Here is a 16,577-nt window from a genome sequence, read left to right on the forward strand (position 1 = left end):
TTACCCGCGGGTAACTTGACGTACAGTGCTGACGGGCTGCCGCCCCACGCAGCCCGGGCAACTGAAAGGACCCGTCCTCATGGCCGCCCCACGCCGCCTTCGCGCCGTACTGCTCCCGCTGGCCCTGGCCGTCTCCGCGGTCACCCTCGCCGCGCCGAGCAGCGCCGCGCCGAGCACCGCCGAGCAGCGCCCCACCTGGGCCATCGCCCACCGGGTGCTGACCACGGGCGGAGTGACCACGGCGCTGGCGAACGGGGCCAACGCGCTGGAGATCGACGCCACGGCCTGGCGCGATGGCTGGTGGGCGGACCACGACGGCACCCTCACCAGCTACGGCGACACCATGTCGGACATGTTCGACCAGGTGGCCAAGGAGCACGACGGCGGGCGCCAAGTCTCCTTCGTCTGGCTGGACATGAAGAACCCCGACTGGTGCGACAGCGCCGACCCCGAGTGGCGCCACTGCTCCGTGGCGGCCCTGCGGGACATGGCGCGCGAGAAGCTGGAGAGCAGGGGCATCCGGGTGCTCTACGGCTTCTACGGCACGGAGGGCGGCAGCGGCTGGAAGAACGCCCTCGGTGACCTGAACTCCAAGGAAGCCGTCAGCTACAGCGGCGCCTACGCCGACGTCCGGGACGGCTTCGCCGAGCACGGTCCGAACGTCCCCGGCAACCAGCGCGTGATGGACAACGGCCTGTTCAACATGGCGCTGAAGTTCGGCAGCATCCGGCAGGAGCTGGAGGCCGCCAGGAAGCCCCGGGACGCCGGAGAGCTCGCGCAGACCGTCGGCTGGACGGTGGGCAAGGGCGACGGGGAGCGCGCCGCCACGCTGCTCGACGCGTCCGACGGGAGCGCCGCCGTGGACAGCCTGATCTACGGCAACCGGATGTCGTGCTACCCGGACGGCGTCAGCGGCCTGAAGGGCTGCGGCACCGACGACAGCGGGGTGCGGGAGTCGCTCTCGTACATCACGGACTACGTGAAGGCCCACCCGGACACCCGCCGCATGGCCACCCCGGCGGACGTCCCCTTCGGCAGCTGACCCTCCGGACGCACGCGGCCGGAGGAGAGTGGTGAGCATGACGATCCCCACCATCGACCTGCGGCCATGGCTCACGGGCGGCTCTGCGGACCGCGCCGCCGTCGCGCGGACCGTCGACCGCGCGCTGCGGACGGCCGGGTTCCTGCTGGTCACCGGCCACGGCGTGGACCCGGCCCTGCGCACCCGCATCCGCGCGGCGGCCCGCGCGTTCTTCACGCTGCCCGCGCCGGTCAAGGAGCGCTACGCCGCGAAGGTCGGCGGCCGCGGCTGGCTCGGCCCCGGCGCCGAGGCCAACGCCTACTCGGAGGGCACCGAGACGCCGCCCGACCTGAAGGAGTCCCTGACCTTCGCGACCGACCGGCCCTTCGACGACCCGGCGGTGAACGCCGAGTGGTACGAGCCGAACGTCTGGCCCGCGGAGGCGGCCGGGCTCAAGGCGCTGTGCGCGGACTACCTGGCCCGGATGGAAGAGCTGACCAACCGGCTCCTGACCCTGCTGGGCGAGGCGCTCGGCGAGGAGCCCGACTTCTTCACCCGGCACATGAGCCACCCCACGTACGGCTTCAACATCAACTGGTATCCGGGCACGGACGTCGTCGGCACACCCCGGCCGGGCCAGTTCCGCATCGGCCCGCACACCGACTTCGGCACCGTCACCGTCCTGGACCGGCAGTCGGGCAAGGGCGGTCTTCAGGTCTTCACCGACGCGGGCGGCTGGGCTGACGCGCCGTACGACCCGGACGCCCTGACCGTCAACATCGGGGATCTGATGGCCCGTTGGACCGGCGACCGCTGGCGCTCGGGCCGCCACCGGGTGCTTCCGCCACCGGCCGACGCACCGGCCGAGGAACTGATGTCTCTGGTCTACTTCGGCGAGTGCACGCCGGGCACGCTCGTGGAGTCGGTGCCCGCGCCGGTGGGGCGGGTCGCGTACGAGCCGGTGGACTCGCACACGTATCTGCGGGCCAAGCTGGACTCGATCACGGTGGCCTGACTCGTCACTCGCCGGCGCGGTACATCTCCCGCAGCTCGTGCCAGCGGTCCAGGCTCCATGTCGACCAGTCCTTCGGGTGCCCGTCGAGCGCGTCGACGAGGAACTCGAAGTGGTTGTGCCAGCCGGCCAGGCAGTCGAGGCGCAGCTCGTCGTCGCCGGTGAACTCGTTGGTGAAGCGGACGGTCGTGCCGGTCTTCCCGTGGGCGAGCTCCAGATGGAAGCGGCAGCGTCCGTGCAGGTCGATCGTGTACTCGGCGACGCGTTCGACGTCCCAGGCGGTGATGTGCCCGGAGTGGCTCGCCGCCTCGCCCCCGTTGAGCCAGCGCAGCGTGACCGCGCCGCCGAGCCGGGGTTCAAGCACGTCGGCGGCGGCCAGCCACCCCGGAAGTCCCTCCGGGGTGGCGACCGCCGCCCAGACCTCCTCCACAGGGTGGGGAAGGTGGATCTCGTAGTGGAGGTGCTGGGTCGGACCCCCAGTACCGCTGGAGCCCTCCGTCCGGCTTGTGCCCTGCCCGATCGTCGCGTTCATGGCACAAGCCTGGCCCGGTACGCCCCGTTCCGCACCCCCTGCGACCGCTTACAGGACTACTGACGGGACCACTGACGGGACCACTGACAGAACTGCTTACGGGCGCTGGCCCGCCTTGTCGACGACCGTCCGCTCCAGGACCGCGCTGCGGCCGGTGACATCGCCCTTCTTCGGGCCGGACGGCAGATCCTCGACGGCGACCTGGCGCTCGCCCAGGAACTCCTTGGTCTTCTTGTCGAAGATCAGCTCCTGGCGCTCCCCCTGGTCCTCACGGGCGATCGCGACACCGTGCCGCCCTTCGGCATCCACCGAGTCGTCGATCAGCTCGACCCCGGGGATCTTCGACGCGGCGAGATAGAGGGCCGCGGCCTGCTTCGGCGGCATCAGCGACTCGTACAGCAGATCGCCGACCAGGACGAACGTGGCCTGGTCCTCGCTGGAGCTGCCGTCGCTCTCCTTGTGCAGCCAGTCCAGCATGTTGACCGGGTCGGTCGGCAGCTTCTCCAGGTTGCGGTAGTTGGTGTCGGACGGCATGGGCGGCCCCTCCACCTTCAGGACCTCGTTGTCGAAACCACTGGCGGGCTCGTGCAGCAGTTCGTCGTGCTTGCCGTCCACCGAGAGCCAGATCTCCCGCGGGTGCACGGGGTCGAGCTCGGCGGGCTTGCCCTCCTCCTGCGCCATGAATCCGACCTTGCTCTTGATGTACACGTACTGGTCGTCGCGGACGTCCTTGGGCGCGGGCTGCTTCTCCGCCGTCGCCGCGATCTCCTCCAGCATCCGCACGGTCTCCTTGGAGGGCGGCCCCGCCTGCGCCGCCTGATCGCCGAACGGCGAGGCGACGAGCACGCCCGCCGCGATGGACGCGGCCACCGCTCCCGCGATCAGCGTGGGGCGGAACCACCTCTTGTCGGCCCTCGGAGTCTTGGAGTCCTTCGCGGTCTTCGTCTCGTTCTGCCGGATCTCGGTCAACAGATGCTCCCTGAGCAGATGATGACGGCCCGGCGGAAGGTCACGCTCGGGAAATTCACTCATCGGTTTCCCTCCCTGATGGGCCTGACCGCGGTGGTGCGGTCATCTCTCATCTGTCCGCGCCCGGCAGGCGGTTCCATATGTTTCGCGAGTTTTGTACGGGCCCTGGAGAGCCGGGAGCGCACGGTGCCGACCGGGATGCCGAGCGCCTCTGCGGCCGCGGCATAGCCGAGCCCCGACCAAACGCACAGGGCGAGGACCTCACGCTCGGGACGGCGCAGGGCGTTCAGCGCCTTGCGTACGAGGGCCAGTTGCTCCTTGTCGTCGATGCGCTCGGCGACCTCGTCGGCGAAGTCGGCGACGGTCTCGTCACGCGGCAGGCGCGCTACGGCCGCGGCGTGCCGCCGGGTCGCGCGCCGGGCGTTGCGCGTCACGTTCGTCGCGACGCCCAGCAGCCACGGCCGCAGCGAACCGCCGTCCTCGTCGATCCTGCCGCGCAGCCGCCACGCCTCCAGGAAGGTCAGCGAGACGGCGTCCTCGGCGGCCGACCAGTCGCCGGTCAGGCGGTAGGCGTGGTTGTAGACGGAGCGCGCGTACGCGTCGAAGAGCTCGCCGAAAGCGTCCGCGTCACCGTCCCTGATGCGGGCGCGTAAGGCTCTGAGGCGTGCCTGATGTTCCCCCTGATTCATCTCCACGCCCCTTATCTGTCCGTACGACGAAGGCCGGTTCCCGTGGCCTGGATCACATGGATCACAGGTCACGGGAACCGGCCTCAAGAGGCAACGGCGGTACGGGGGTTCAGACCCCGGCGTACGAGTGCTTGCCGGTGACGAAGATGTTCACGCCGTAGTAGTTGAACAGCCAGCAGCCGAAGGCGATCAGGGCCAGGTAGGCGGCCTTGCGGCCCTTCCAGCCCGCCGTCGCGCGGGCGTGCAGGTAGGTGGCGTAGGCGACCCAGGTGATGAAGGACCAGACCTCCTTGGGGTCCCAGCCCCAGTAGCGGCCCCACGCGTCGCCGGCCCAGATCGCGCCCGCGATGATCGTGAACGTCCACAGCGGGAAGACGGCGGCGTTCACGCGGTAGGAGAACTTGTCGAGGCTGGCCGCGGCGGGCAGGCGTTCCAGGACCGAGGTCGCGAAGCGGCCGGGCTGGCCGCCGTTGGCGAGCTTGTTCTCGTAGGAGTCGCGGAAGAGGTACAAGATCGTCCCGACGCCCGCCAGGTAGAACGTCGCGCCGCAGAAGATCGCGGTCGAGACGTGGATCCACAGCCAGTACGAGTGAAGGGCGGGAACCAACTGGTCGCTGGCGGTGTACAAGACAGTGACGGCGAGACCGAGATCGAGGAGGACCGTGGTGATCAGCGGAAGCCCGAGCCAGCCCACGTTCTTCTTCAGGGCGAGCAGTACGAGGTACACACCGACGGCCATGGTGGAGAAGGTGATGTTGAACTCGTACATGTTGCCCCAGGGGGCCCGCTGCACCGACAGCGCGCGGGTGAGCACACCGCCGAACTCCACGAGGAAGGCGAGCACGGTGAGGGACACGGCGATACGGCCGTAGAGATCGCCCTTCTCGTCACCGGCCGCCGCACCGGGACCGTCCGGCACATCGCGTGATCCGCTCACGGACCGGGTGACGACCTTGGGAGCCGCCTTCGGCCGGTCCAGGACGGCGGTGCCGCCCTTGGCCTTGACGGTGACCGCGGGCGCCTTGGCCGCGGTGTCGGCCTTGGCGGTCAGCGCGGCGGCCGTGCGGCCGACCTTGCTGCGGCTGCCGAAGATCCACTCTGCCATGTGCGCGAAGAAGGCAAGGAGGTAGACGGCCATCGCGGAGTAGATCAGCACATTGCTGATGTTCGCGAGGTTCTCATTCGGTTCGGCGGCGAGGGTGGTGGCGAGAGTCATTTCTCAGCCCCTTCGGCAGGAACAACATCGGGGGTGGGGTCGGAATGGTCCGGGTCGGCGGGGTCGGCCGGGTCAGGCGCGCTGGGCGCCTGCTCGTGAAGGTGTGCGGCGAGGTCGGCCAGTTCTTCGGGCAGCTTCGCGGACTCGCTGCGGCCGAGCCCGGCCATCTCGACGACGGTGACGCCGTCGGCGCCCGGCACGGCCCGCACCCACACGCGGCGGCGCTGGATGAACAGCGACATGGCGAGCCCGACGATGGCGGAGACCGCCCCGACGAGCGCCCACATGCTGCCGGGCTGCTGGGAGATCTGGAAGGTGGCCCAGCGCTTGATGTCCTTCTCGAAGGTGATCGAGCCGGCGCCGCCCGGAAGCTTCATCGTCTCGCCGGGCCTGATCCGCTGCTTGAGCAGTTCGCCCTTGGAGTCCTCGAACTTCGTCATCTTGCTGGTGTCCAGCTGGTACACGTTCTGCGGCAGACCCGAGTCCACGCCGAGGCTTCCGTGGTACGCGGACAGCGCGAGCACGGGATAGTCCAGCGCGGGGAACTGGGAGAACATGTTGCCCTGGCCGGAGCCCGCGAACGTCGGCACGAAGAAGGCGTTGAAGCCCAGCTGCTCCTTCTTGCCGTTCTTGTCGCGGTAGCCGTCGAGGACCTTGATGGCGCCGGTGGCGGTGCCGTTGGAGTCGATGGGCAGCAGCGGCACGGACGCCTTGTAGACGACCTTGCCCTTGCCGTCGCGGACCGTGACGGTCGGCGCGTAGCCCTGGCCGATGAGGTAGACCTTCGAGCCGTCGACCTCGAGCGGCTTGTTGACCTCGATGGCCTGCTTCTTCTCCGGACCGTCGGTGCCCTCGCTGTAGGTGACGTTCGCCCGGTAGGTGCGGGCCGTCCCCTTCTCGGGGCCCTTCCGCTCGAACGACGACTCGAAGCTGTCCAGCCTGAAGCTGAACGGCGCCAGCTCGTCGGTGTCGAAGAGGCTGCCGGACTTGAAGTTGTCGTACTGAGTGAGGGTGTTGGAGAACCCGTCGCCCTGGACGACGAGCTTGCCGCCCTCGGACTTGAAGAGCGCGCCGACGGCGAAGGCCACCAGGAGCACGATCAGCGAGATGTGGAAGAAGAGGTTGCCGGCCTCGCGCAGATAGCCCTTCTCCGCGGCGACGGAGGCGCCGGCCGCGCCCTGACGGCTGGTGAGGTCCGCACGGAAGCGGCGCCCCTTGAGGAGCGTCAGCGCCGCCTCGTGCACCTGCTCGGGCTCGGCATCGGTGCGCCAGGTGGTGTACGCGGGCAGCCGGTCGAGCCGCTTGGGGGCGCCCGGCGGGCGGCCGCGCAGCTGGCCGATGAACTGCCAGGTGCGGGGCACGATGCAGCCGATGAGGGAGACGAAGAGGAGGATGTAGATCGCCGAGAACCACACGGAGCTGTAGACGTCGAACAGCTGGAACTTCTCGTAGATCGGCGCGAGCGTGGTGTGGGCCTTCTTGAAATCCGCGACCTTCAGCTCGTCGATGCTGGTCTGCGGGATCAGCGAGCCGGGGATCGCGCCGAGCGAGAGCAGCAGGAGCAGAAGCAGCGCGACCCGCATGGAGGTCAGCTGGCGCCACATCCAGCGCACCCAGCCGACGGCCTCACGGCCGGACCAGGCCAGCCAGCCTGCGGCACCGGGCACCCGCTTCCCGCCGAAGGAGCCGGGCATCGCCCGGTCCACGGGGGCGGTGGACAGCTGGGCGCCCGCGGCTCCCAGGTCCTGCACGCCCTCGTCCGTGGCCTTGCCGTCGTCCGTGGCCGTGGTGTTCGTCTTGGTGTCGCTCATGGATCAGATCCCCACCGTGTAGCCGTTCGACCAGACCTGCATCTGCTGCACGATGCCGTCCCACACGCCGGTGAGGAGGAGCAGTCCGGTCGCGATCATCATGATGCCGCCGATGCGCATCACCCAGACGTAATGCTTCTTCACCCAGCTGAACGCGCCGAGCGCCTTGCGGAAGGCGATGGCGGCGAGGATGAACGGGACGCCGAGCCCCAGGCAGTACGCGACGCTCAGTATGGCCCCGCGGCCCGCGCTCGCCTGGTCCAGAGCCAGGGTGTTGACGGACGTGAGGGTCGGCCCGACACAGGGCGCCCAGCCGACGGCGAACAGCGCGCCAAGGACCGGGGCGCCCGCGAGCCCGGCGGCGGGCTTCTTGTGGAAGCGGAACTCGCGCTGGGACAGCCAGGGCATGAGCCCCATGAAGAAGATGCCGAGGACGATCATCAGCGCGCCGAGCACCTTGGTGATGACGTCCTGATAGGCCTGCAGGTTCTGTCCCGCGTAGCCGAAGAGCGCGCCGGTGGAGACGAAGACGGCGGTGAAGCCGAGCACGAAGAGACCGGCACCGGCGGCCATCCGCCCCCGCTTGGCCTCCGCGAGATCGGTGCCGCCGACCCCGGTGACGTACGAGAGATAGCCCGGCACGAGCGGCAGTACGCACGGCGAGAAGAAGGAGACGAGACCGCCGAGGAGGGCGACGGGCAGCGCGAGCAGCAGCGCCCCGTTCATCACGGTCTGGTTGGGTTCGCCGACGGCGGCGGCGAGATGAGACATCACGAGGAGATCACTTCTCCGCGATCAGCGGGTCGATCATCTTGCGCAGCTTCTTCTCGTTCAGGGCCTGCTGTGAACGCGCCGCGACCTTGCCGTCCCGGTCGATGACGATCGTGGACGGGATGGCGTTCGGGTTCAGCGTGCCCTTGGGGAAACGCAGCATCAGCTTGCCCGCAGGGTCGTGCAGGCTCGGATACGGGATGCCGTAGTCCTTCTCGAAACTGAGCGCAGGGCCCTTGTCGTTGTCGCGGGTGTTGATCCCGACGAACTGGACGTCATTGTTCTTGGTGTCCTCGGCGACCTTCGCGAAGTTCGGTGCCTCGGCCCGGCAGGGCGGGCACCAAGAGCCCCAGACGTTGAGGACGACGACCTTGCCCTTGTAGTCGGCGAGATCCAGATGCTTGCCCTCGAGGGTCGTGCCGTCGATCTTCGGGCCGTCCTTGCGATCGGCCTTCTTGAGCGTGGCGATCCCGTCGGAGCCGGTCACGAAGTTGGTGTTGCCCGAGCCTCCCGACGTACCGCCGGAGCCGCACGCCGACAGGGTCAGCGCGGCGACCGCGGCCCCAGCGCCCAGAAGGACGGCGCGGCTGCGGCTACGGCTGCGGTCAGTGCTGTGGGGGGCGCGGCAGGCGGCACTCATGTGAAAAGTTTCGCATGTCTGTTTCGGGGATCTTCCGCACCCCCCGCGGTAGCGGAAAGTCCCATTTCAGGCGGCCTTTCCCAGCCCCTTCCAGCCGCCGCCGGGACGCTGTCCGACGTCGAGGCCCTGGAGTTCGGCGAGCACCTTGGGGTCCTGGACGTCGAGCCAGTCGACGAACTGCCGGAAGGAGACGAGGCGTACGTCCTTCTTGCCGGCGATGTGCTTGAGGGCTTCCTCGACGGCATCCATGTAGATGCCGCCGTTCCACTCCTCGAAGTGGTTGCCGATGAAGAAGGGCGCGCGGTTCGTCTCGTAGGCCCGCTTGAAGCCGGCTATATAGGCCTCGGTCGCCTGCTTGCGCCAGCCCGGGTAGTTGGCCGGCGGCGCCTTCGTGGAGTTCTGCGACTGGTTGGCGAGGATGTTGTAGTCCATCGAGAGGACCTCGAAGGAGTGCCCGGGGAACGGCACGGCCTGCAGCGGCAGATCCCAGATCCCCAGCTTCTTCTCGGGCCAGCGCTGACGGCCGCCGGGCGAGGACGCGTCATAGCGCCAGCCGAGCTTCTTCGCCGTCGGCAGCAGATTGTCCTGGCCGAGGAGGCAGGGCGTGCGGCCGCCGATGAGTTCCTTGTCGTAGTCGAAAGGCAGCGACGGCAGATCGGTCCAACCCGTATTCGTACGCCATTCCTTGACGAAGGACTTGGCCTGGTCGATCTCGTCCTGCCACTGCGCGGACGTCCAATTGCCGACGGTGCCGGTGCCGGCGCAGAAGTGCCCGTTGAAGTGCGTGCCGATCTCATGGCCCTCGAGCCAGGCCTGGCGCACGTACTTGAGAGTCTCCTTGATGTGACCGTCGGTGAGATAGCCGATGTCGGATGCGCCCACGGAGTTGTTCGGCGGCCGGTACAGACGCTTCTTCGATTCGGGCAGCAGATACAGCCCGGAAAGGAAGAACGTCATCCGCGCGTCATGTTCCTCGGCCAGCTTCAGAAAGCGCGGGAAGAGACCGTTGCCGACCTCGCCCGCACCGTCCCACGAGAAGATCACGAACTGCGGGGGCGTCTGACCGGGCTCCAGCGGAACGGGCTTGGCGGGCTGCCGGGGCTGCTGCCCCGTAAAGGCCGTCGAACCATCCCCGATCGGCTTTGCCGATTGCTTGTCGCCGCCGCCGTTCCCGCCCTTGGCAGGACCTGCCGAATGACTGTCACCGCTGCCGCCGCCCGTGCCACAGCCCGCAAGTCCCAAAGCGGCCGCGGCGCCGGCCCCGATGCCCAGCATTCCCCTGCGACTGATGTCGCGCATTCCATCCCCTGTTCGTCGCGCCCTCGCCCCGCCCATGCAGGTCACGCAGGACGGACGCCTCGTTAGAGGGCACGAAGAACAGAGGGGTTCCGGTAACTAGGCACATATTGAGCGCCTTTTACCGAGAATGGACATAAAGTCGCGACCCGATTACCCGGCGTAGGCGCGCCCCGTTAGGGGCGCGAGGAACTGCGCGACAAGCCACGACGACGCCGCAGATGAAATACGGCACCCCACACCAATTCCAGCGGAGCGCTCACGCTCCGAACGCCTTGTCCTTCCCCTTCACCGGCTTGGCCCCTGCCAGGAGATGCGCGGGGACAAGATCCCGCGCAGGCTCCGTGTACCCCACCGACACGATCTTGTCGCCGCGGTACGTGAACGTCGTCAGCGAGGCCAGCGTGCACTGCCGCTTGCGCGGGTCGTGCCACAGCCGCCGCTTCTCCACGAAGCTGCGCACGATCCAGATCGGCAGCTGGTGGCTGACGCACACCGCCTCGTGCCCGCGTGCCGCGTCCTTCGCCGCGTCGAGGGCGCCCATCATCCGCACGACCTGCTCGACGTACGGCTCGCCCCAGGACGGCTTGAAGGGGTTGACCAGGTGCTTCCAGTTCTCCGGCTTCTTCAGTGCGCCGTCGCCGACGCCGAAGGTCTTGCCCTGGAAGACATTGCCCGCCTCGATGAGCCGGCCGTCCGTCGCGAGATCGAGGCCGTGCACCTTGGCGATCGGCGTGGCCGTCTCCTGGGCGCGGTCCAGCGGAGAGGAGACGACATGCGTGATGTCGCGGGACGCGAGGTGCTCGGCGACCCGGTCGGCCATCTGCCGGCCGAGCTCGGAGAGGTGGTAGTCGGGAAGGCGTCCGTAGAGGATCCCCTCCGGGTTGTGCACCTCGCCGTGGCGCATCACGTGGACGACGGTGAGCTCGTCGCCCGCTGCCGTACCGCTCATGCGGTGACCTCCGTAGCTTCCGCGGCCGCGCGCGCGGCACCCGGCAGGGCGGCGGCGATCCGCTCGATCGCCCGCTCGTCGTGGGCGGTGGACACAAACCAGGACTCGAACGCCGACGGCGGCAGATACACGCCCTGCGACAGCATCGAGTGGAAGAAGGCGGTGAAGCGGAACGACTCCTGCGCCTTCGCGTCGTCGTAGTTGCGCACTTCACGCTCGGTGAAGAACACCGAGAACATATTCGACGCGTTCTGCAGCCGGTGCGCGACGCCCTCCTTGGTGAGCGCCTCCGTCACGAGTCCGCGCAGCTGCTCGGAGACGGCGTCGACCTTCTCGTACGCGGCGTCGTCGAGGAGCCGCAGCTGCGCGAGGCCCGCGGCCGTCGCGATCGGGTTCCCGGACAGCGTGCCCGCCTGGTAGACCGGCCCGACGGGCGCGAGGTGCGCCATGACATCGGCGCGACCGCCGAAAGCGGCGGCCGGGAAGCCGCCGCCCATGACCTTGCCGAAGGTCATCAGGTCAGGACGTACGCCGTCGACGCCGTACCAACCCGCCTTCGACGTGCGGAAGCCGGTCATCACCTCGTCGGAGATGTAGAGGGCGCCGTTCTTGGCGCAGGCGGCCTTGAGGCCTTCGTTGAAGCCCGGCCGCGGCGGCACCACGCCCATGTTGCCCGGCGACGCCTCGGTGATCACGCACGCGATCTCTCCGGGATACCGGTGGAAGACCTCGTGCACCGCTTCGAGATCGTTGTACGGGACGACGATGGTGTCGCCCGCCTGGGCGCCGGTGACGCCGGGGGTGTCCGGAAGGCCGAGGGTCGCGACACCGGAGCCGGCGGCGGCGAGCAGGGCATCGACATGGCCGTGGTAGCAGCCGGCGAACTTGATGATCTTGGCGCGGCCGGTGAATCCGCGGGCGAGGCGGATGGCCGACATCGTGGCCTCGGTACCACTCGACACGAGCCGCACCTGCTCTACGGGCTCGATACGGGCGACGATCTCCTCGGCGAGCGCGACCTCGCCCTCGCCCGGCGTGCCGAAGGACGTGCCGCGCGAGACGGCCTCCTGGACTGCGGCGATCACATCGGGGTGGGAGTGGCCGAGGATCATCGGCCCCCACGAGCAGACGAGGTCGACGTACTCACGGCCGTCGGCGTCCGTCAGGTACGGACCGGTACCGGACACCATGAAGCGGGGCGTACCACCCACAGCGCGGAACGCGCGCACGGGAGAGTTCACACCGCCGGGCGTCACGGCCGCCGCACGGTCGAAGAGAGTCTGCGAAACTGGGGCGCTATACGGGAAGCTCACATGAACCATGGTGTCAGAGGCTCCGGGCATCGTGTTCGGGCCCTGGTCCGGTCTCGGTCCGGGCCAGGTGCGCGGGCATCCTGCGGACAGGTGTTTCACCCCAACGTTTTAGCGGGTGACCGTGGGGGAGGTCACTGACACGATGATCGGGTTGCGTGGCGGGCGCCGCGAGGCCTAGAAAAGCAGGGGCGGGGCGCCCTGGAAAAGCAGTCGGGTGGAGATATGCATCGCGGTGGCGGACTGGGCGAGGGGACCGACGGCCTGGGTCCCCGGCGTGCCCGGCGGATCGGCAAGCACCGGCGCGAGGCGGAAGCGGCCGACAAGCAGAGCCCACGGACGTCGGAGCTGGGCGATTCAGAGCAGGACCGGGCGGCAACCAGGAGTGGCCGGGTGGGCGGGGTGACGTACAAATACTTCGGAGCCCCGGACGGCGCGACCGCCGCCCGTGTGCCCATTTCGATGCGCCCCGAGGAGCTGGGCGGCGATGAGCTCGGCATGGGCGGCATGTTCACGAAGATCAAGCCGGAGACGGTGGCCGCGATGGTCCTGACCGGCATCGAGGGCATACCCCTGCACAAAGTCCCCCCGCTCGAACTGGTCGTCCTGCACCCCGACTACGCCGTGGTGAAGCTCCCCATGACGGTCGTCGACCCGCTGCGCGGCATCGGCGAGGAGTCGGTCGGCGCCGCGGCGTTCATCTGGTCCACGGTCCCCGACCGCGGCGGCCCGCGCGACGCGTTCAACGTGTACCAACTCCTGCACGAATGGCAGGACTTCAGCCACCGGCTGCATGACGCGGGGCATCAGGCGTACTGCCTGGTCTGGCCCTGAGGCCCCGCGCCTCCCTCTCGGCGCGCCGCCCTACTCCGCCCGCAGCGCCGCGAGCTGCCGCTCGAAGGGGATCAGCTCCTCCTCCTGGACCGGCGCGGGCCGCATGATTCCGGCCAATTCGGCCGCGCCCCTCTCGATGCGCTCGTCCAGACCGTCCGCGCCCCAGTCCTCGGACGCCGCGTACACGGCCGTCGGCAGGACGACCGCCCGCAGGTGGGCGAACAGCGGGCGCATCGCGTGCTCCAGGACCAGCGAGTGGCGTGGGGTGCCGCCGGTCGCGGCGATCAGGACCGGCGTACCGGCGATCGCGTCCTTGTCCATGACGGTCAGTACGTCGAAGAAGGACTTGAACAGGCCGCTGTACGAGGCGGAGAAGACCGGTGTGACGGCGATCAGGCCGTCCGCGCTCTTCACCGCTTCCGCGGCCGCGCTCAGCTCCGGGCCGGGGAATCCGGTGACGTAGTTGTGCGCGATCTCGACGGCCAGGTCGCGCAGTTCGACGACCTGGATCTCCACATCGGCGTGGCGTCCGGTCGCCGCCGCCAGGCGGTCGGCCAGCAGGCGGGTGGACGAGGGGACGCTCAGTCCCGCCGATACGACGACGAGCTTCATGCGGTGACCTCCTTCTCGGCACTGCTCCGGGTGGCCGCCACGCGTGTGGCGTGCGTCGGTGCGTCCGGGACGTTCGCCGGGCGGTTCTTCGCGAACTCCTCGCGCAGGACCGGGACGACCTCCTCGCCGAGGATGTCCAGCTGCTCCAGGACGGTCTTGAGGGGCAGGCCCGCGTGGTCCATCAGGAACAGCTGACGCTGGTAGTCGCCGACGGTGTCGCGGAACGACAGCGTCCGCTCGATGACCTCCTGCGGGGAGCCGACGGTCAGCGGGGTCTGGGACGTGAACTCCTCCAGGGACGGCCCGTGGCCGTAGACCGGCGCATTGTCGAAGTACGGGCGGAACTCCCGCACCGCGTCCTGGGAGTTCTCCCGCATGAAGACCTGCCCGCCGAGCCCGACGATCGCCTGCTCGGGCGTGCCGTGTCCGTAGTGCGCGTACCGGTTGCGGTAGAGCTCGACCATCTTCTTGGTGTGCTCCTGCGGCCAGAAGATGTTGTTGTGAAAGAAGCCGTCGCCGTAGTACGCGGCCTGCTCGGCGATCTCCGGGGAGCGGATCGAGCCGTGCCAGACGAAGGGCGCCACGCCGTCCAGCGGGCGGGGCGTGGACGTGAACGACTGCAGGGGCGTACGGAACTTGCCCTCCCACGTCACGACGTCCTCGCGCCACAGGCGGTGCAGGAGCGCGTAGTTCTCGACGGCGAGGTTGATGCCCTGGCGGATGTCCTTGCCGAACCACGGGTAGACCGGGCCGGTGTTGCCGCGGCCCATCATCACGTCGGCCCGGCCTTCGGCGAGGTGCTGGAGCATCGCGAAGTCCTCGGCGATCTTCACCGGGTCGTTCGTGGTGATGAGGGTGGTGGAGGTGGAGAGGATCAGGTTCTCGGTGCGGGCGGCGATGTAGCCGAGCATCGTGGTGGGCGAGGACGGGACGAACGGCGGGTTGTGGTGCTCGCCGGTCGCGAAGACGTCGAGCCCGACCTCCTCGGCCTTCAGCGCGATGGCGACCATGGCCTTGATGCTTCCCCAAGCTCTTAATGAGCAGGGGAGGCCCCATCGTGCTCGGTGGGGGTGCGGCCCGTGGTGGGGTCCGGCGTCACGTCGCCGACGCTGAAGATCCCGAACTACATGCCGGATCCGGACTGCATGGCTGACTCACTCTCCGCAGGTCATGTTGTTGACTGTTCAACTATACCTACGGAACGGGGGTCGGCCGGGTGGTATTCCCGGCGGGGCCCCGGCGCTAGGCGGCCGCAGGCGCCCAGCTCGGGTCACGCCCCGTCTCGGCCAGCAGTTTCTCCAGCTCGGAGGCGTCGCCCGGCACCTCCACCTGCTCCCCGAAGACGCCCATCTTCCGGGCGGTGGGCGCCAGACCCGCGACCGACTCGCGCAGCACCTCCAGTACGCCGCTGCCCTCCGGGGCGGGCTCGTACGTCTGCCCCGTGGCGCGGGCCAGGTCCCAGGCGTGCACGGTCAGGTCGAGCAGCACCATGGAGCCGACCGTCCGCGCGGGCATGCTCATCGCACCCGTGGTGCCTTCCTCGGCGCCGGGCGCGGACCAGGCGGCGACCAGCTTTCCGGTCTCGTCGACGAAACGCTCGCGCCAGTCGGGGCCCTGCGCGACGTAATCGACGCTCTGGTCGAAGTCGGAGTCCTGCTTGGCGGCGAGCGCCTGGAACTGGACGATCACCTGGAGGAGGTGGTTGACCAGGGACTTCACGTCGTACTCGGCGCAGGGAGTGGGCGCGGCGAGGCGCTCGTCCGGGATCGCGCGGACCACGGGGACGGCCCGCTCTACGGCCGCGCTCAGCAGATCGCCGATCTTGTTCACCGGGGCCTTGTTCGCGGAGGTGTCAGTCATGCTCCGACCGTACGAGCGACCGGCTCGCGCAGGCTTGAAGAAACGCGACCGATGCCGCTGGGCCCCGTCATACGATCCAGCCATGCCCGATGCCCCCGACCCGCGCGACACCCCCCGCACCGACACCAAGGGCATCGTCGACGCCGCCGGGCTCTTCGCCCACGCACGGTTCCGCCGCCACCTGCCGGCCCCCGCACTGCGCGCGTACATCGAGCAGTACTGGCTGATCGGCTGGGACCTCACCGAGCCCTACGTCTCCCACGTCGTCCCGCATCCGTCCGTCAACGTCGTCTTCCAGGCACTCGCGGGACAGGAGCCCTTCGCCGAGGTGGCGGGCATCGGGCTCGACCTCTTCGCGCAGAAGCTGGAGGGGCGGGGCCGGGTGTGCGGGGTGAAATTCCGGCCCGGCGGCTTCCGGCCGTTCGCGCCGTCGGCCCCGGTGTCCGAGTGGACGGGGCGGCGGCTGCTTCCCCTGACGGAGGTCTTCGGCGACGTACGCGAGGACCACTGGGTGGACGCGGTGCTCTCCCCCGACGACGAGCACGCGCGCGTGGCGGCGCTCGACGCCTTCCTGCTGAGCCTCGGCCCCACCCCCGCCCCGCAGGCGGACCACGCGATGGCCCTCGCCGAACGCATCCGCACGGACCGCACGATCCGCCGCGTCGGCGACTTCGCACACACCGAGGGCATGTCGGTACGGGCGCTGCAGCGGCTCTTCGCGGCGTACGTGGGGGTGGGCCCGAAGTGGATGATCCTGCGGCACCGGATCCACGAGGCGCTGGAACGCGCGGAGTTGGAGACGGAGGTGGACTGGGCCGACCTGGCCGGCACGCTCGGCTACGCCGACCAGGCCCACCTGATCAGGGACTTCACGGCGACGGTGGGGGTCCCGCCGACGGCGTACGGAAATTCCGGCCCGTAAGTCCGTAAGCCCGTAGGCCCGTAGGCCCGTAGGCCCGTAGGCCCGTAGGCCCGTAGGCCCGTAACTGAACCGCCTTGACAGCACCGGCCCCTCTCCCGCACATTTATCTGCGTCACGCAGCTTCTGCACA

Annotated in this window: 16 protein-coding genes and 1 pseudogene; 4 read left to right on the forward strand and 13 right to left on the reverse strand. The window is 69.1% G+C overall.

Annotated elements, in window-relative coordinates; all coding sequences use genetic code 11:
• Window positions 1–79: 79 nt before the first annotated feature.
• Window positions 80–1,042 carry a phospholipase gene (locus OG453_RS01135; RefSeq protein WP_266863541.1) on the forward strand — a complete coding sequence of 321 codons (963 nt, stop codon included), beginning with the start codon at window positions 80–82 and terminating at the stop codon, window positions 1,040–1,042.
• Between the two features lie 37 nt (window positions 1,043–1,079).
• Entirely contained in the window at window positions 1,080–2,036 is a 957-nt protein-coding gene (locus OG453_RS01140; RefSeq protein ID WP_266863543.1) for an isopenicillin N synthase family oxygenase, read from the forward strand.
• A gap of 4 nt (window positions 2,037–2,040) precedes the next feature.
• On the opposite strand, the gene OG453_RS01145 is transcribed toward OG453_RS01140, so the two are convergent.
• The 10 genes from OG453_RS01145 to hemL form a co-directional block, all read right to left on the reverse strand.
• Window positions 2,041–2,565 (reverse strand): SRPBCC domain-containing protein, encoded by a 525-nt coding sequence (locus OG453_RS01145; protein WP_266863545.1) that lies wholly within the window; start codon window positions 2,563–2,565, stop codon window positions 2,041–2,043.
• 96 nt (window positions 2,566–2,661) lie between these two features.
• Window positions 2,662–3,597 carry a CU044_5270 family protein gene (locus OG453_RS01150; RefSeq protein WP_266863547.1) on the reverse strand — a complete coding sequence of 312 codons (936 nt, stop codon included), beginning with the start codon at window positions 3,595–3,597 and terminating at the stop codon, window positions 2,662–2,664.
• A complete protein-coding gene (locus OG453_RS01155; RefSeq protein WP_266863549.1) occupies window positions 3,594–4,223 on the reverse strand; it encodes an RNA polymerase sigma factor in 630 nt (209 codons plus the stop codon). The genes OG453_RS01150 and OG453_RS01155 overlap by 4 nt, the downstream gene beginning before the upstream one ends.
• 109 nt (window positions 4,224–4,332) lie before the next feature.
• Window positions 4,333–5,439: a c-type cytochrome biogenesis protein CcsB gene (gene ccsB, locus OG453_RS01160; protein ID WP_266863550.1), complete on the reverse strand. Its 1,107-nt coding sequence runs from the start codon at window positions 5,437–5,439 to the stop codon at window positions 4,333–4,335.
• Window positions 5,436–7,250, reverse strand: coding sequence for a cytochrome c biogenesis protein ResB (locus OG453_RS01165; protein WP_266863551.1), 1,815 nt, complete (start codon window positions 7,248–7,250; stop codon window positions 5,436–5,438). The genes ccsB and OG453_RS01165 overlap by 4 nt, the downstream gene beginning before the upstream one ends.
• Before the next feature lie 3 nt (window positions 7,251–7,253).
• Entirely contained in the window at window positions 7,254–8,021 is a 768-nt protein-coding gene (locus OG453_RS01170) for a cytochrome c biogenesis CcdA family protein (RefSeq protein ID WP_266869666.1), read from the reverse strand.
• Window positions 8,022–8,031: 10 nt separating this feature from the next.
• On the reverse strand, window positions 8,032–8,661 hold the full coding sequence (locus tag OG453_RS01175; protein ID WP_266863552.1) for a TlpA disulfide reductase family protein: 630 nt from the start codon (window positions 8,659–8,661) through the stop codon (window positions 8,032–8,034).
• A 66-nt stretch (window positions 8,662–8,727) separates the two neighbouring features.
• The gene (locus tag OG453_RS01180; protein WP_266863554.1) at window positions 8,728–9,960 is read right to left on the reverse strand and encodes a hypothetical protein; all 1,233 of its coding nucleotides are present in this window, start codon (window positions 9,958–9,960) and stop codon (window positions 8,728–8,730) included.
• A gap of 256 nt (window positions 9,961–10,216) precedes the next feature.
• On the reverse strand, window positions 10,217–10,909 hold the full coding sequence (locus tag OG453_RS01185; protein ID WP_266863556.1) for a histidine phosphatase family protein: 693 nt from the start codon (window positions 10,907–10,909) through the stop codon (window positions 10,217–10,219).
• Complete coding sequence (hemL, locus tag OG453_RS01190) at window positions 10,906–12,231, reverse strand: glutamate-1-semialdehyde 2,1-aminomutase (RefSeq protein WP_266863558.1); 1,326 nt, start codon at window positions 12,229–12,231, stop codon at window positions 10,906–10,908. Before hemL ends, OG453_RS01185 begins: the two co-directional genes overlap by 4 nt.
• A 381-nt stretch (window positions 12,232–12,612) precedes the next feature.
• Here hemL and OG453_RS01195 point away from each other — a divergent pair, with 381 nt between their 5' ends.
• On the forward strand, window positions 12,613–13,053 hold the full coding sequence (locus tag OG453_RS01195; protein WP_135332860.1) for a hypothetical protein: 441 nt from the start codon (window positions 12,613–12,615) through the stop codon (window positions 13,051–13,053).
• A gap of 30 nt (window positions 13,054–13,083) precedes the next feature.
• Here the strand turns inward: OG453_RS01195 and OG453_RS01200 are convergent, their stop codons facing one another.
• From OG453_RS01200 to OG453_RS01210, 3 genes and pseudogenes are all read right to left on the reverse strand, one after another.
• Entirely contained in the window at window positions 13,084–13,665 is a 582-nt protein-coding gene (locus OG453_RS01200) for an FMN reductase (protein ID WP_266863560.1), read from the reverse strand.
• A pseudogene (locus OG453_RS01205) lies at window positions 13,662–14,782 on the reverse strand (LLM class flavin-dependent oxidoreductase). Before OG453_RS01205 ends, OG453_RS01200 begins: the two are co-directional and overlap by 4 nt.
• Before the next feature lie 125 nt (window positions 14,783–14,907).
• Window positions 14,908–15,525 (reverse strand): TIGR03086 family metal-binding protein, encoded by a 618-nt coding sequence (locus tag OG453_RS01210; protein ID WP_266863562.1) that lies wholly within the window; start codon window positions 15,523–15,525, stop codon window positions 14,908–14,910.
• Between the two features lie 82 nt (window positions 15,526–15,607).
• Between OG453_RS01210 and OG453_RS01215 the strand changes: the two genes are divergently transcribed.
• Window positions 15,608–16,447 (forward strand): helix-turn-helix domain-containing protein, encoded by an 840-nt coding sequence (locus tag OG453_RS01215; RefSeq protein ID WP_266863564.1) that lies wholly within the window; start codon window positions 15,608–15,610, stop codon window positions 16,445–16,447.
• Window positions 16,448–16,577 lie beyond the last annotated feature (130 nt).

The sequence above is a fragment of the Streptomyces sp. NBC_01381 genome (genome assembly GCF_026340305.1).
Taxonomy (GTDB): Bacteria; Actinomycetota; Actinomycetes; order Streptomycetales; family Streptomycetaceae; genus Streptomyces.

What these genes read in the sequence shown, in the direction of transcription:
- OG453_RS01135 (WP_266863541.1), top strand. Translation starts at nt 80, where the DNA reads ATGGCCGCCCCACGCCGCCTTCGCGCCGTACTGCTCCCGCTGGCCCTG.
- OG453_RS01140 (WP_266863543.1), top strand. Translation starts at nt 1,080, where the DNA reads ATGACGATCCCCACCATCGACCTGCGGCCATGGCTCACGGGCGGCTCT.
- OG453_RS01145 (WP_266863545.1), bottom strand. Translation starts at nt 2,565, where the DNA reads ATGAACGCGACGATCGGGCAGGGCACAAGCCGGACGGAGGGCTCCAGC.
- OG453_RS01150 (WP_266863547.1), bottom strand. Translation starts at nt 3,597, where the DNA reads ATGAGTGAATTTCCCGAGCGTGACCTTCCGCCGGGCCGTCATCATCTG.
- OG453_RS01155 (WP_266863549.1), bottom strand. Translation starts at nt 4,223, where the DNA reads ATGAATCAGGGGGAACATCAGGCACGCCTCAGAGCCTTACGCGCCCGC.
- ccsB (WP_266863550.1), bottom strand. Translation starts at nt 5,439, where the DNA reads ATGACTCTCGCCACCACCCTCGCCGCCGAACCGAATGAGAACCTCGCG.
- OG453_RS01165 (WP_266863551.1), bottom strand. Translation starts at nt 7,250, where the DNA reads ATGAGCGACACCAAGACGAACACCACGGCCACGGACGACGGCAAGGCC.
- OG453_RS01170 (WP_266869666.1), bottom strand. Translation starts at nt 8,021, where the DNA reads ATGTCTCATCTCGCCGCCGCCGTCGGCGAACCCAACCAGACCGTGATG.
- OG453_RS01175 (WP_266863552.1), bottom strand. Translation starts at nt 8,661, where the DNA reads ATGAGTGCCGCCTGCCGCGCCCCCCACAGCACTGACCGCAGCCGTAGC.
- OG453_RS01180 (WP_266863554.1), bottom strand. Translation starts at nt 9,960, where the DNA reads ATGCGCGACATCAGTCGCAGGGGAATGCTGGGCATCGGGGCCGGCGCC.
- OG453_RS01185 (WP_266863556.1), bottom strand. Translation starts at nt 10,909, where the DNA reads ATGAGCGGTACGGCAGCGGGCGACGAGCTCACCGTCGTCCACGTGATG.
- hemL (WP_266863558.1), bottom strand. Translation starts at nt 12,231, where the DNA reads ATGGTTCATGTGAGCTTCCCGTATAGCGCCCCAGTTTCGCAGACTCTC.
- OG453_RS01200 (WP_266863560.1), bottom strand. Translation starts at nt 13,665, where the DNA reads ATGAAGCTCGTCGTCGTATCGGCGGGACTGAGCGTCCCCTCGTCCACC.
- OG453_RS01210 (WP_266863562.1), bottom strand. Translation starts at nt 15,525, where the DNA reads ATGACTGACACCTCCGCGAACAAGGCCCCGGTGAACAAGATCGGCGAT.
- OG453_RS01215 (WP_266863564.1), top strand. Translation starts at nt 15,608, where the DNA reads ATGCCCGATGCCCCCGACCCGCGCGACACCCCCCGCACCGACACCAAG.